The sequence below is a fragment of the Marilutibacter maris genome (assembly GCF_006546735.2).
Classification (GTDB): Bacteria; Pseudomonadota; Gammaproteobacteria; order Xanthomonadales; family Xanthomonadaceae; genus Marilutibacter; species Marilutibacter maris.
The window spans coordinates 13,981-27,383 of sequence record NZ_VICD02000240.1; the positions used below are offsets into that span (position 1 = coordinate 13,981).

Annotated in this window: 14 protein-coding genes; 1 reads left to right on the top strand and 13 read right to left on the bottom strand. The window is 63.8% G+C overall.

The genetic code is table 11. The features are described 5' to 3' along the window. Positions 1–329 precede the first annotated feature (329 nt). The 13 genes from FKV24_RS13990 to FKV24_RS14050 all read right to left on the bottom strand — a co-directional run bounded on the left by FKV24_RS13990 (position 330) and on the right by FKV24_RS14050 (position 12,360). The gene (locus FKV24_RS13990; RefSeq protein WP_141482812.1) at positions 330–854 is read right to left on the bottom strand and encodes a DUF4189 domain-containing protein; all 525 of its coding nucleotides are present in this window, start codon (positions 852–854) and stop codon (positions 330–332) included. 29 nt (positions 855–883) lie between these two features. Beyond that, the gene (locus tag FKV24_RS13995; RefSeq protein ID WP_170288320.1) at positions 884–1,411 is read right to left on the bottom strand and encodes a DUF4189 domain-containing protein; all 528 of its coding nucleotides are present in this window, start codon (positions 1,409–1,411) and stop codon (positions 884–886) included. Positions 1,412–1,516: 105 nt separating this feature from the next. After that, the gene (locus FKV24_RS14000; RefSeq protein ID WP_141482814.1) at positions 1,517–2,719 is read right to left on the bottom strand and encodes a TrbL/VirB6 family protein; all 1,203 of its coding nucleotides are present in this window, start codon (positions 2,717–2,719) and stop codon (positions 1,517–1,519) included. An 80-nt stretch (positions 2,720–2,799) separates the two neighbouring features. After that, the gene (locus FKV24_RS14005; protein WP_141482815.1) at positions 2,800–3,660 is read right to left on the bottom strand and encodes a hypothetical protein; all 861 of its coding nucleotides are present in this window, start codon (positions 3,658–3,660) and stop codon (positions 2,800–2,802) included. After that, the gene (locus FKV24_RS14010; RefSeq protein WP_141482816.1) at positions 3,657–6,122 is read right to left on the bottom strand and encodes a VirB4 family type IV secretion/conjugal transfer ATPase; all 2,466 of its coding nucleotides are present in this window, start codon (positions 6,120–6,122) and stop codon (positions 3,657–3,659) included. Before FKV24_RS14010 ends, FKV24_RS14005 begins: the two co-directional genes overlap by 4 nt. 10 nt (positions 6,123–6,132) lie before the next feature. Continuing rightward, a complete protein-coding gene (locus FKV24_RS14015; protein ID WP_111265227.1) occupies positions 6,133–6,453 on the bottom strand; it encodes a VirB3 family type IV secretion system protein in 321 nt (106 codons plus the stop codon). Beyond that, on the bottom strand, positions 6,453–6,842 hold the full coding sequence (locus FKV24_RS14020) for a TrbC/VirB2 family protein (RefSeq protein WP_111265226.1): 390 nt from the start codon (positions 6,840–6,842) through the stop codon (positions 6,453–6,455). The genes FKV24_RS14015 and FKV24_RS14020 overlap by 1 nt, the downstream gene beginning before the upstream one ends. A gap of 65 nt (positions 6,843–6,907) precedes the next feature. After that, a complete protein-coding gene (locus FKV24_RS20150) occupies positions 6,908–7,804 on the bottom strand; it encodes a lytic transglycosylase domain-containing protein (RefSeq protein ID WP_211371877.1) in 897 nt (298 codons plus the stop codon). Between the two features lie 171 nt (positions 7,805–7,975). Next, positions 7,976–9,028, bottom strand: coding sequence for a P-type DNA transfer ATPase VirB11 (virB11, locus tag FKV24_RS14030; RefSeq protein WP_141482818.1), 1,053 nt, complete (start codon positions 9,026–9,028; stop codon positions 7,976–7,978). 13 nt (positions 9,029–9,041) lie between these two features. Continuing rightward, positions 9,042–10,199 carry a TrbI/VirB10 family protein gene (locus tag FKV24_RS14035; protein WP_141482819.1) on the bottom strand — a complete coding sequence of 386 codons (1,158 nt, stop codon included), beginning with the start codon at positions 10,197–10,199 and terminating at the stop codon, positions 9,042–9,044. Beyond that, positions 10,196–10,966 carry a TrbG/VirB9 family P-type conjugative transfer protein gene (locus tag FKV24_RS14040; protein WP_141482820.1) on the bottom strand — a complete coding sequence of 257 codons (771 nt, stop codon included), beginning with the start codon at positions 10,964–10,966 and terminating at the stop codon, positions 10,196–10,198. Before FKV24_RS14040 ends, FKV24_RS14035 begins: the two co-directional genes overlap by 4 nt. Beyond that, a complete protein-coding gene (locus FKV24_RS14045) occupies positions 10,963–11,916 on the bottom strand; it encodes a VirB8 family type IV secretion system protein (protein ID WP_141482821.1) in 954 nt (317 codons plus the stop codon). The genes FKV24_RS14040 and FKV24_RS14045 overlap by 4 nt, the downstream gene beginning before the upstream one ends. Positions 11,917–11,928: 12 nt before the next feature. Next, complete coding sequence (locus tag FKV24_RS14050; RefSeq protein WP_223250234.1) at positions 11,929–12,360, bottom strand: hypothetical protein; 432 nt, start codon at positions 12,358–12,360, stop codon at positions 11,929–11,931. Between the two features lie 544 nt (positions 12,361–12,904). Between FKV24_RS14050 and FKV24_RS14055 the strand changes: the two genes are divergently transcribed. Then, positions 12,905–13,403 (top strand): type IV pilus assembly protein FimV (locus FKV24_RS14055; RefSeq protein ID WP_425481644.1); only part of this gene is annotated, 499 nt, incomplete at its 3' end.

Sequence of the window (13,403 nt, forward strand, 5' to 3'; positions counted from 1 at the left end):
GGGGCGAGAGCGGCGAAAGCCGCTGCTGCTGCCGGATCACAGACTCCGTGGGCAATGCTCGACTGCATGATTCCGATCCTGGATTACAGCTACTACCGCCACCATCACCCGCCGACCGTATCCGTATGGCGGCCACCTGTTACTGGGAAAGCAAATAGCGGCAGGCTTTGCATACCTATGAAACTGCCTTACTACAGAGTTCACTACTGTTGCTGACGATACCGATCGTTACTTATATGAACCCGGGCATTAACCGCAAACAGCAACCCAAGCAACGACAACCCTTGCATGCCCACGGCATCAGCGCCTCACCCCTAACGCAAACAAGATCAATAGCGATGGAATACCGGCTCAGTACAAGCCGAATAATGAACGCGGCAATTCCTATCTTTCTCTTCGCAATACGAAACACCGAGATCAGAGGCTTCGTCGACTGAACCGGCTCGGGCCGTATTCAGGAATTTTTCGCCAACCACCATCACGGCACATTGATTGTGATAGGCAATATCCACTCTGCAAGCTCCGCCGCCCTTCGCCTCGCAATCAGCCAGCGCAGTCCGCTCAGCCTCTTCCTTGCTGCTGGCGCCAAGCGCCTCTCCAATAACACCCCCGACCGGCGAAGGCGCAATCGCCCCCCAAGTCGTCTCCCACCAGCCCGTAGGCTGCGGCGGGGGCGGTGGCAGCTGCTGTTGCATCTGTTGCTGCTGTGTCATGTACCCCATTCGATTCTGCTCGGCGGCATGGTTCTGGCTCTGCACCCGCTGCTGTTGCTGGTGATGCCGGTTGTTGTTCATCTGGGCCTGGGCATTACCCGTGAACAGCAAGCCAAGCAGCAACAGTTCCCGCAGATTCATGAGATCAGGCAACTATCAAAAAAACTACATCAATAGCGATGAAACACTGGCTTGCTACATGCCGAGTAATAGAGTTCGCAACCTTCACTATCCTTCCTGCAATCATTCATACCCTGACTGATAGCTTCATCCTCAGTCGCCGCATTCGCCAAAGTAAACTCCCTGTCCCCCAGAACCATCGCGGCGCACTGATTGTCAAAGGTGAACGGCTTGCTTCTACATGCCCCCCCTCCTTTCGCTTCGCAATCCGCTATCGCTAGACGCTCCGCCTCTTCCTTGCTGCTAGCGCCCATTGCTGCGCCCAGCACACCACCTACCGGAGAAGGTGCCAAAGCTCCCCACGTCGTTTCCCACCAGCCCGTCGGCTGCGGTGGAGGCGGTGGCAGTTGCTGCTGCATCTGCTGTTGTTGCGTCATATAGCCCATGCGATTTTGCTCGGCCGCATGGTTCTGGCTCTGGACTCGCTGCTGCTGTTGGTGATGCCGATTGTTGTTCATCTGGGCATGGGCATTACCCATAGCCAGCAGCCCAAACACCAGCAATACCTGCAGTTTCATACTCTTCTCCCTCATCACCCGCAGCGATGCGTTCTGTTACGACGCTTATCGCTGCGTTGTAGGCAACTCTGGCTGAGCACAGTGTGAATTCGATCATCCATTGCCTCACCCCCGATCGCGAGGTGGTGAGTCTCTTCGGATTGTATCCCCCGAGTTGGACTGACCGGCCAAGGGCCCTGTTTGGGTTCGGTGGAAATCTCCCATCGAGCCACGGTCCGTATTGCTTGCTGTGGCAGCTGCGGGCGATGCCGGCTGATAGCTCGGTGGAGGCGCATAGCCACCACCACCGCCGCCACCGCCGGAGTACGCGCCCATCTGCGGCGGGCCGGTCTGCAGATGCGCCCCCATCGTGGCGTAGGCCGAGAACTGGCCAAGCGAGCCCTGGAAGAAGTTCGCCGCCATCGGGGGGACGGTGAGCAGCAACAGGGTCAGGATCAGGCCCATGCCGCCCTGCTGCATCGCGCGGCTGCTGTAGCCCATCGACTCGCCGCCCAGCAACAGCGTGCTGATCGCGTCGGAGGCCCACATGCCGGCGGCCACGTCGGTCACCATCTTCAGGGCGATCGAGGTCATTGCCGCCAGCACCGCCATGCTGAACATCGTGCCGATTCCGTACAGCAGCCAACGCTGGAACAGACTCTTGGTGGCATTGAACAACAGACACAGGATGAAGATCGGCCCCAGGCCGATGAACAGCGCCATCGCGACCTGGTACATCAACAGCAACGCACCGGCCACCACCGCGGGCCCGCCGGTACCGACCCCGATCATCGCGATCGCGCGCTCCTTCTCGTTTCCGGCGTCCAGATCGCCGGCCGACTCCAGCACGTCCAGACTGGACATCGCGACCTGCATCCAGCCCAGGTTGCTGTCGATCTCGTCCTCCGGGGAGCCCTCCTCGCCGGTGATCACCCAGTAGATCCCATCCTTCATGTCGGTGGTCACGTAGCGGGTGATCGGCTCGTCGAAGGCGCCGAACGATATGGCCGCGGTGACGATCAGCACCGCGCGCAGGGTGCTGGTCATCATCTGCATCAGCGGCTCGCGCATCTGCCCGGTGAGGACGCGGTAACCCTGCACGAACACCCAGAGCGTCAGCAAGGTCAAGGCGACCAGCTGGACAAGCTCCATCACCCGGCCGATCACGCCATCGCCGAACACCTGGATGTCATGTGCCAGGCGATCCAGGACGTACCGGAAGAATACGTAATCGCCGAAATCGTCGATCAGCGCAATCTTCGGTTGCAGCCAGTCCGACAGTCCCTGCCCAAGCAGACTGATGAATAGTTCGAATCCCTGAAATGTCATTTGCAGTGTTTCCGTCGCAATAGCCGATATCGGCGCGAAGGCGTCCCAGCCTGTCTATCGAGTCTTTCCCTTGGAGGGCCTTAGTCGCACTGACCGCCGCCGCACAGCGCCTGACGCATCGTCACCACGCTGGCGACCTTGGCGGGCAGTCCGGACTGGCCTCGCATGGCCGCGCGCGTCAGCGTGCCCGATGCCCGCTCCACCGCGGCGATGTAGGTGGTGTAGGCCCTCATCCGAGCCTCGTAGCGCTCATTGGCCTCGCTCATGTCCGCGTCGACCTTCTGAAGCTTGGCGAAGTAACTGCCCATGTCGCCCTGGGTCTTGCCGCTGCCAACGAACTTGTCGCCGGCGGATTCCAGCTCGCCCTGCATTTTCGGCATGACTTCCTGCAGATACTCGACCGTCTCGTTGTACTGCCTGTTGCGCATCATCTGCGCGCCTTCGCACAGCTTGTATCGCTGCTGGTACACGTCGCCCCTGAGGTCGACCTGGAATACCTGCCCGAGCATCCCGCCGACGCCGCCGCCATAGGCCGGTCCGCAGCGCTCTTCCACGTACTCGCGCTCGTCCACCTTCTGCATCTCGATGCCTTCGGGCAGGCCGAAGGTCGCCCTCATGCTTCCGACCGAGGAAAGCAGGCTGTCGTACTGCTGCTGGAACTGCCGGGCTTCCTTGATCCACTGCTGCCCCTGCTCGCCCCAACGACCGGCCTCCTTGACGAACTCAGTGATCTGTCCGGCGATCTGGGTCGGATCGATCACCGGAATTCCGGCCAGGGCATTGCCCGATGCCAGCAGTCCGCCCAATGCCAGAGCCAACATGGCGTGCCGCTGCTTGCCGTTATTCCGACGGAACTGAGATATGCTCTTCATGGCCGTGCTCCCTGGATATCCTGATGTTGGGGTGATGCTGCTCTTGTCGTGAAAAAACCTGCGGATCATGCCGTCGCTCCCATGGGCGAGCGGCCTTCGGTCCTGGTGCCGCCCTTGCCCGACCCCTTGCGGTTGTCGTAGAAATCCTGGAGCCACTGCTCCGGGGTCAGCTCGTCCGGCGTGGTGTGGTGGAAGCGCGCCTTTCGGTCCAGCACGCTGTGCAGAATGTCGATGTTGTCGGTGCTGGCGGAAATCACCGCCAGCGCGTCGTCCATGCCGCGCAGATTGAGCTGGCACACGGTGGCGCCGTGTCCCTGCTTGACCAGGAAGCAGCGGCTGCGCTCGTCCAGCCCCTTGATGACCTGGAACTCGGCCTCGGTCAGCTTCAGACCGTCGATGTAGTCCTCGCGGCTGGCATTGGGGTTGGGCAGCAGGATCATCGTCGCGGTCTGCTCGATCAGGGCCGCGGCGATATCGCTCTTGAGCGCGTCTTCCGGGCTCTGGGTCGCGAAGATGCCCAGGCCGTTCTGCTTTCGGATGGTCTTCTGCTTGTTCTTGGCGAACTCCTTGAGTCCGCCGGCACCATCGAGGATCTTCCAGAACTCGTCCATGACGTAGATCAGGCGGCGTCCGTCGATCAGCTCCTCGAGCCGGTGCAGCAGATAGTTGATCACCGGCACCCGGACCTCGGGATTGTCGATGATGTCGGTGTAGTCGAAGCCGATGATGTTGGCCTTCTGCAGGTCGATGACATCGGCGGGATTGTCGAACACCCAACCCAGCGAGTTTCCGGCGGTCCATTTGCGCAGGCGCGCGAACAGCCCGTCGTCGCCCATGTTGGGCAGGCTCTTCTGGAAGTTGGTCATCGAGCGCAGGTGCATCGGCGTATCGAGCATGCTCTCGACGGCGCGGTAGATGTCCTCGTCCTCGCGGGCGGTGTACTCGCGCTTGGCGGCCAGCACCTTGATCAGGTCGGCGAGGAACTGCACGTTGGCCTCGGTGCGCTCGCACTGGAACGGATTGAAGCCGGTCGGCTGGCCGTTCTCCAGCGCCAGATAGTTGCCGCCGCAGGCGCGCACGAAGATCTCCGCGCCGCGGTCCTTGTCGAAGAAGAAGATGGTCGGCGACGGATCCAGCTTCTGCACCTGGCTGAGCAGGAAGTTGATCAGCGCGGTCTTACCGGTACCGGACTTGCCGATCACCATGGTGTTCGCGATCGCCTTCTCGCCGAAGGAATTCTCGGAGGGATGGGTCGCATGGAAGTTGAAATAGTAGGGCTGGCCGTTGGTGGCCTGGAGCACGGTGACGCAATCGCCCCACGGGTTCTGGTCCTTCTTGCCGGCGCTGAAGTTGTGCAGCGGGCTCAAACCGAGGAAGTTCAGCGAACTGAGGTTGGCCAGACGGGTGCGGTATTTCCAGTTGCCCGGCAGCTGCGAGTAGAACGAGGCGGTGATCGCCCAGTCCTCCTTCGCGGACACGAAGCCGGCGTTGGACAGCTCGGCGCGCGTGGACGCCAGTTGCCGTCCCAGCGTTTCCTGGCTGTCGGCGTAGATGGCCATGATGAAGTGGTACTCACCCAGCACGAAGTTGCCCGAGGCCAGCTGGTCCATCGCCATGTCCAGCTCGGCGATCTGGCTGACCGCCTTGTCGCCGGAGGAGATCATCATGCCCTTGGTGCGGTCGAGCACCTTGAGCGCGTCCTGGCGGCCCATCGGGCTGAAGGAATGGGTGATGACGTACTCGAAGTCGAGATACTTCAGCCCGTTCATGATGCCCGGGTAGGTACCGTCCGGATATTCCTTGATGTTCAGGATGGCGCCGTACTGGCTCTTGCCGCTCGGCGGGGTGACCACGTAGTCGCCGGTCTTCACCGAGAACATATGGCGGCTGACCGGCAGATACTCCGGCACCGGCGCCGACAGCACCGGCACCGGCTCGTCGATGCGGTTGAGCAGATAGCCGAACAACTCCAGGGTCTCGGAGAACACCACCCCGTTGTCGGCCTCGTACATGCCCAGGCGGCGCGGCGCATATTCCTTCAGCACCGCCTCGACGTTGCCGGCCAGCTCCAATAGCTTGGTCACGGCCTGGTCCTGCTCGGCCTGCAAGCGCTGCACGTCGGAACTCTTTTCCATGAATCGCTTGCTTCCGCCCACGACCGGCTTGTAGAGCATGGTCAGGTACAGCTCGTTGACCATGATCTTCTGCGCCGACAACGCGCCGTAGTACTCGTCCGACATCTGCTGGTTGAACACCTGCTTGAACTTGCTGTCGGACCTGATCCTGCGCCTGCGGCGGATGTCGTGCACCCAGAACGCCACGTTGACGTAGTCGGGCGCGCGCAACGTCTGCAGCATGCGGTTGAACACGTTGTGCCGATGTTCGATTTCCCATTCGTCGCGACCGACGAAGGGCAGGCCGCCCAGATTCCAGCTCAACAAGTAGTCGCCCCCGGTGGTCTTGACCACCGAAGGCGACACATGGCTGGAGAATGGAATGAACTCGCTGATGGGCGTGTCTGGACTGAACATACAGCTCTACCTATCGGATCCCACGGATATCCAGCGTCTGCTGATCACGGGACGGGTTTGGCGTGCAGACCCACATGCCGTCGTGTTCGCGAATATTGCGCACACGGGTCCGCACCTGCAGCCGCAGTCCCAGCAGGCGGAAGATCATCTCGTCGCGCCGGGTCAACTGACGCATGACGAAAATCGCCACCGGAATCATGATCAGCACGAACAGATTGGTGTACATGGCCAACAGCAGAAACCCGCCCGCCACGATGAAGAACGGGACGTAGGGCACGCCCAGGAACATGGGCGGACGGGTACAGCCGCGGAACAGTACGTTCTTCTGCATTAGCTGATGAAGTACTGTGCCTGCTGGACCAGCATCGTGGTGCCGGCGGCACCGCACTCGCCGTACTCGTCGCCGAGGATCCAACCGGCCAGCTGGCCCGCGCCGCCGATCAGCAGGGCGCCGATCAGGATCGTGGAGACGTCGCTGAGGCGCTTGTGGGCGAAGGCGATCTGGTAGCCGGCGAAGATGATGGCAATGGTCACCACCGCGATGGAGGCGATGCCGAGCAGACCAACGATCTGGTCGAGGAAGCCGCAGGTCTGACCTTCGAAGTCGCGGTCCTGGGCGAGGGCCAGCTCCGGCGCGGCCAGGCAGGCAACGAAAGCGACGGCCATCATCGCGGCCGGTGCCGCCTGCTTGATCTGATGAGTCATTGCATCCAGTTTCATTTTCCTTGCTCCTTACTTTGTGATGGTGACGGTGGTGGTGCTTGACGGGGCCGGACCGGCGTCCGTCAGAAAACGAAGGCCTCGTCCCTGCCTGCGTCCCTGGAGGCGGAGGGGTTGGAGACCGTGGAACCAACTACTGCGGGATTGCCGGCCGCCGCAGCGGCGGCCGATGCGGATTGCTGTGCGGGCATGGGCATGGGCGCGGGCGCCTGGACCGGCGGAGCGCCGACCAATCGCACTTTCACCGGCGCCGGTTCGGCAGCCTGGGGAGGCACCTGCGCCATGGCGGCGCCGGCCTGCTGCATCGACATCGGCGCCATCGGTGCCGCCTGCGGCTGCATCTGTGGCGCCGCGACAGGGGCCGACCCGGGCATCGCCGCCTCGGGCATCGCCGACACCGCCATCGGGGACTCCGCCTCGGCGCGCATGCGCCTGGCCAGCAGGGAAGCCGTGCTCGACTCGACCCGCGACGGACGCGACGACGCTTGGGCGCCACTGCGCGCGCCGGCCAGGGCGATCGCCTGGATGTCGGGAGCGTTGCTCACGCCCATCGAGGCCATCACCTTCTGCACGTATCCGTGCCGGAAACCGGTAACAAAGTTGCCCGAGTAATAGCAGCTGAAGGCCTTGCCCCAATCGCCCCCGGCGCGCTGGTGGCACTCGGCCAGGATGCGGGCGCCCGCCTGCAGGTTCGGGCAGGTCTCGAACGCGCGCTCGTAGGTCGACAGGCCGTATTTGGCCAGGTTGTAGCGATTGACCTGGGCCAGGCCGACGGAGAAGTTGTAGCCCTTCTCCTCGAGCATGCGCGCGGTCGCCGTGGCCTCGGCCAGGGTCCGCGGCTGGCGTTGCAGCCGGCCTCCGACGACGCCGATCGCGTAGGGATTGAAAGACGACTCGACCTGGACGACGTGCCGCATGACGTCGCCGGGAACCGCCAGGTCCCAACATCCCATCATTTCCATGCCTGGCAACACGCCATCACCTCCTTGTCACCAGGTGCTCGCAAGGCATGCGAGCACCCCCCCTAGACTGGTCGACGTGTCCGTGGCCCGGTATCGGGCGTCGCATCCATGCGCACGGACTGGGAGCCAAAATACCATACGTTGGCGTCTTGAAGAATCCCCGCTTGTCGCTCATTGACCCCCTCCCGTCTCCGCCATGGCCCGGCGGGGGTCGAAATCGATGCCGGTGATGTAGCGGCGGCCGGCATGCGCCTTGATATGCACCAGGATATCGATGGTCATCATCAGCAGGCGCTTGATCACCGCGAACTCCAGCCCCGAGCCCTCGCTGGAGGCCTTGACCATCAGCGCCAGCTGGTCCCAGGCTTGGGCGGTGCTGCCGGCGTGGCAGCTGGTGATCGAACCCGGATGGCCGGACGCGCAGTTGCGGATGAAGTAGAACGACTCGTCGCCGCGCAGCTCGGCCAGGATGATCCGGTCCGGCTTCATGCGCAGACAGGCCTCCATGCAGCTCTTGGCGGTGACATTGCTGGCGCTCTGGCCGCCCTTCGAATACAGCAGGTGGACCACGTTGGGCTGCTGGATGAACAGCTCGCGGGCGTCCTCGATGGTGACCAGGCGCTCGCTGTCGGGAATGTGGTTGACCAGCGACTTCATGAAGGTGGTCTTGCCGCTGCCGGTCGCCCCGGCCACCACCACGTTCTTGTGGTAGACCACCGCCTTGCGGAAGAACTCGGCGTAGTTGCGCGCATCGCGCAGCTCCAGCAGCTCGCGGTCGTGATCGCTGATCTCGCCGTTCTGCTCGAGGATCTCGCCGAAGAAGCCGTCGCGCTCGTACTGGTCCAGCGACTTGCTGAACTTGGCCGGCAGACGGATCGTGATCGAGACCTTGCCGCTGTCGCAGGCCGGCGGAATCACGAACTGGGCGCGCTGACCGGTCGGAAAGGTCAGCGACACCATCGGGTCGGCGTCGGTGATGCGCTGACCGGTATTGCTCTCGTTGACGACCGCGGTACAGAACTGGCGCGCGCGCTCGAAGGTCAGCGACGGCACCTCGATCCGCTGCCAGCCGGCGCTGGCGGTTTCCAGATACAGCTCGCCGGGCGAGTTGATGCAGATCTCGGTGACGTCGGACGAGCGCAGGTACTCGCCAATCCCGAGCACCTGGTACTGGTACTCGAGAAAGTCGTTGGAAACCGCTACCGGAGCGCTGCCGTTATCCATAGCGATCGGCCGTTCAACGCAGCACGGCCGAGAAGTCGACGTCCTGGGCGACGTAGACGTTGACGATCTCGCCCTGGTTGATGGTGACCGTCGGCGAACGCGCCATGCTCTTGTCCAGCGCCGCGTTCGCCAACCGCTCCATCGTCTTGGCGGTATTGCTCTCGTAGGGGCTCTGCACCACGGTCCCGTTGCTGATGTCGACCTGCTGCGGCCCGTGCTTGGCACCGGCGTACTTGAAGGCGTCGCTGATCATGCTGATCAGCAGGGCCGAGGTGATCCGCTGCGGCCAGTGGGCATCGTAGTGACCGGGGTGCCCGGAACTGCCGAGATTGTCGACGCCCGGGCTGCTCATGTTGATGTCGAGCCCGTTGGGCGTGGTGATGCGATCCCACACCACCGCCACGCGCTCGCCACCGACCGCGCCGGAGCCATAGGAACCCAGGACCTTGGAGCCCTTGGGCAGCAGCAGGCGCCGGCCGTTGATGGAGTACACCGGCTCGGTCACGATGCAGGAAGTGAAACCCGGAACATCGGTCACCACCCGCGTTTCCAGCACGCAGCGGATATAGGTGCCGCGAACCAGCAGGGTGTCGGGCTTATAGAGCGGCTGCGCGCTGGCCGGAGCCCGGCGCATGCGACCGGCCGGATCGTCGTTCGACAACGCGTCCAGATTGGGCATCTCCGGCGGCGTGGTGGTGAGATCGCTCACCCCACCCTGCTCAAGGCCCTGAAGCCGGCGTTCGAGCAGGGTCGGCCCGCGCGGGCCGGCGGGCTGGGCGGCCACCGGCGGCGGCGCCTCGGGCGGCATCGGAAGCTCGGCCAGCGGCACCGGCTGCACCGGCTCTTCCGGCGGAAGCTGCGGCAGCGCCACCTCGGTCGGGGCATCCGGGATCACCACCTGCTCCTCCTTCGGAGGCTGCCTGCGGTCGGAGTCGTCGCCGCCGAACATGCCGCGCGCAAGCCAGATCGCGGTCACCATCAGCAGGCCGACGATGCCGGCGAGGTACATGAGCGCCTTGCGATTCAGGCGCTGGGCGTCGTCGGCCTTGAGCTGCGGCGCGCCCATGTCGAGGTCGGGCGCCCGCTCCTGCCAGCTGGCGGAGTACGGATTTGCCTGCGGGTCCTGCCCCTGCCCCTGACCGGGGGGATTGTTCGGCGTGTTCTGACTCACTTTTGCTGCCTCCTGCGCAGGCCGACGGCGTTCTTACCGTGGCGGATCACCAGGTAGGGATAGGTGCCGTGAACGACGATGGTGTTGCCTTCGACGGTGGTGTTGACGATGAAGTCGTCGCTGTGCTCGCGCTCGCGGCCGAAGATGGCCGGGAAGTTGCCGGTCGGGAACTCGGCCAGATCGCTCATCCGCACGTAGGTGAAGCGGCCGTCGTCGTAGACCGTCGTCGGCACCAGCCACTTCGGCGCCCGCCTCGGCGCGGAGAATTCGTAGTTGAAGTGATAGCCGCGGTCCGGATCGATCTGCGTCTCGATCTCCGTTTCCGGCTCTTCGACCACCGCGGCGGCGGCGGCGAACTCGGTGCTGCCCGGGTAGACGAACTTGATCTTGTACTGGACGCCGGCGGACTTGGCCTGCTCCAGCGCGCGCCAATCGGTGGCGACCACCTTCAGCTCGAAGATGTACGAATTGGTCGCGGTGCGCACCATCATGTTGGTGTCGACATCGACATTCTTGGGGCGCAGATAGAACACATTGCCGCGCCGGGTCAGGTCCCAGCCGCTGCTGAAGCCGGTGCTGTAGTCCTGGATCTGCTCGTGCGGGCTCAGTTCGATCTGGGTGGTGATGCCCAGGCCGGTGCGCACGGGATAGATGCGGTCCGGCTCGTACTCATACTCCTGCACGGCCTGCGCGCGGGCGGTCGAGGCCACGCACACCAGGGCCAGGACGAGGCCAAAACACGAAAGCAGCTTGCTCGGATGATTCATCGGATATTGGCTCCATCGGCAGGATCGGCCTCGGCGGGAACGTTTGCCGGCAGCGCTCCATCGGGATTGGCTGGCATCTGGCCGTCGACCGCACTGGCGGACGGCGGGGAAGCCCCAGGGGTCATCGCATCGCCGCCCTCGGCGCCGGGCTGCACCGACTGCTGCAGCCGCTGCCGCAGCTCGTCCGGCGACGGGAACGCAGGCTCCGGAGGCAACGCCTCTGCGAAGTCGTTCTCGACACGGTATTCGGTGACCTGGAAGCCGAGCGGATTGAGCAGGCGATCGCGCTCGCTGAGCTTCAGGTTGGGCTTGTAGCTGAACTCCAGCGTGGCGATCTTGCCGGTGCGGTCGAGCAGGGTGAACTGCCCGGTGGTCTTGTCGTACAGGCTGCGCTGGAAGCGCACCGTCGCCCCCGTGTAGGGCTTGCCGCCGCCACCGCCCAGCAGGTGGATGCTGACGATGCGCACATGGACGGCCTTGGTGGCGCCGTACACGGCGGAAGGCCGCTGCGGATTCTTCGACGAATAGATGGCCCGGTACGCGGGCGCGACCCGCTCTCCGGCCATCGAGAACACCGTGTACCAGTTGCGGTCGCCGATCAGGCCCGAATCGTAGGACTCGCGCGCCAGCACGAACTGGGAGACGTTGCTCTTGTTGACCGCTTCCTGGGTGGTGATGCTGTTTTTGCCGAAGTTGCCCTGCAGGCGCGCCACGGTCGCGGTACCCGTGTAGGGATCGGCCATGACCAGATACGGCACTTTTTCCTTGAGCGGCAGGAACACGAAATAACCGCCGGCCAGGATCAGCGACATCACGATCGCGCACCAGGCCACCAGCCATGCCCGGCGCTGGCTGCGGCGGGCGATATCGGCCACGGTCAGTTCATAGTTGACCGCCTGGGCGACCGCCTGGTCGATCTGGGGCGACGACGTCTTCTTGCTTCCGAACATGGCGCGCCCCGATCAGTTCCCGGCATCGACCGGCGCCATGGCGGCGCCACGGACGACGATCTGATTGTTTTCGAGGGCGATGACCACGCCCTGCGCGGCGTAGGCGTCGCTCAGCGCGCCCAGCGCGGCCTGCAGGTCGGTGGTGTGGATGTCGGCGACGGGCTCGTACAGGGTGTAGTCGTTTTCATGCAGGTACGACAAACTCACCTTCCTGTCGCGCGCCCACCGGCTCAGCATGTTCTTGAGCGTGCCGTCGGCGGGCGATGCCTGGAACAGGTAGGTCGGCTGCAGCGGAATCGCCTCCGGCGCCTCGGCAAAGCCGTTGACCGGCTTCCAGCGGCCCCGGACACCGGGCGCATCGGGAGTACCACAGCCGGCCAGCACGGCCAGCAGCGCAATTGCGACGAGGATGCGGCGTACCACGAAAGAAACAGGGAAGTTCACGGCGTCACTCTTCGGCTGAAATGCAAACGGAGGCCACCCGCGCGCACCCTGCGGCGCGCACGGACATGGCGGACACGAACGACTCCAGGGCGCCAACGGGCCCTGCAGGCAAGCGGGATCGGGGAGCGTGCGAGGAATGCCACGCAGCAGCGGAATCAATCCGATTACAAAGGGCAAAGCGCCGCTTCGCGAGGCGCGTAGCCCGTTCCATGGCCGCCATGTCCTTCCGTTCCCCCTGTTACAACAATCCTTCAAACGCATACTTCGATGAGGGCCCGGAACAACTCGTCCGAATCGCTTCGGAGCATTGCATCAACATGCCATTTCATCGAACCATTTCCACCCACGTTAGAGGTGGGCTTTTTTAAGGTACCGGTGTTCGCGACAACTCGTCAAGCCACGTCCGCCCCCGTATGCTTGGGACGGCCGACACTCGCTGGAACCGACTTCCGGCCGCAAATAAAGTGATTGATGTCACATTTATTCACCACTTGCCGCTAGACCAAACTTCATAACGGTGCACGGATTGCGTTACAGGATATGGATGCTGCTGGGACTGATGCTGGCTTCGCCGGCACAGGCGCTGGATATCGAGCCGATCCGGATCCGCTCGGCCCAGGGTCAGCCCTTGCTGGCCGAGATCCCGATCGAGGCCACACCGGAGGAGCTGCGCGGCTTGCGTGCGGAACTGGCGCCCGCGGTGGTGTTCGCGCGGGTCGGGCTGACCCGGCCGCAAGGCGCGGTCGCCGGCCTGCGCTTCGCCGTGATCGACTCCGCGCGCGCGCCGGTGATCCGGGTCACCACCGCCGCACCGGTGGAGGAGACCTTCTTCACTTTCCTGGTCCAGCTCGAATGGGACTCGGGACAGATGATCCGCGAGTTCTCGGTGGCGCTGCAGGATCCCGCCTCGATGCCGGTGGCGGAACCGCCGGCGATCGCGCTCCCGGAAACCGGGCCCACCATTGCCGTGGGCCCCGACCCCGCGGCCGTCGAACCGGTCGCGCCCATCGAGCTGGCGATGCCGGCGACGGAAGCGGCCCCGA

Bases quoted from the DNA above. Each gene is read 5' to 3' on its own strand.
- FKV24_RS14015 (WP_111265227.1), bottom strand. From the start codon at position 6,453: ATGCAGAAGAACGTACTGTTCCGCGGCTGTACCCGTCCGCCCATGTTC.
- FKV24_RS14020 (WP_111265226.1), bottom strand. From the start codon at position 6,842: ATGAAACTGGATGCAATGACTCATCAGATCAAGCAGGCGGCACCGGCC.
- FKV24_RS14010 (WP_141482816.1), bottom strand. From the start codon at position 6,122: ATGTTCAGTCCAGACACGCCCATCAGCGAGTTCATTCCATTCTCCAGC.
- FKV24_RS14005 (WP_141482815.1), bottom strand. From the start codon at position 3,660: ATGATCCGCAGGTTTTTTCACGACAAGAGCAGCATCACCCCAACATCA.
- FKV24_RS14040 (WP_141482820.1), bottom strand. From the start codon at position 10,966: ATGAATCATCCGAGCAAGCTGCTTTCGTGTTTTGGCCTCGTCCTGGCC.
- FKV24_RS20150 (WP_211371877.1), bottom strand. From the start codon at position 7,804: ATGGAAATGATGGGATGTTGGGACCTGGCGGTTCCCGGCGACGTCATG.
- FKV24_RS14000 (WP_141482814.1), bottom strand. From the start codon at position 2,719: ATGACATTTCAGGGATTCGAACTATTCATCAGTCTGCTTGGGCAGGGA.
- virB11 (WP_141482818.1), bottom strand. From the start codon at position 9,028: ATGGATAACGGCAGCGCTCCGGTAGCGGTTTCCAACGACTTTCTCGAG.
- FKV24_RS13995 (WP_170288320.1), bottom strand. From the start codon at position 1,411: ATGAAACTGCAGGTATTGCTGGTGTTTGGGCTGCTGGCTATGGGTAAT.
- FKV24_RS14045 (WP_141482821.1), bottom strand. From the start codon at position 11,916: ATGTTCGGAAGCAAGAAGACGTCGTCGCCCCAGATCGACCAGGCGGTC.
- FKV24_RS13990 (WP_141482812.1), bottom strand. From the start codon at position 854: ATGAATCTGCGGGAACTGTTGCTGCTTGGCTTGCTGTTCACGGGTAAT.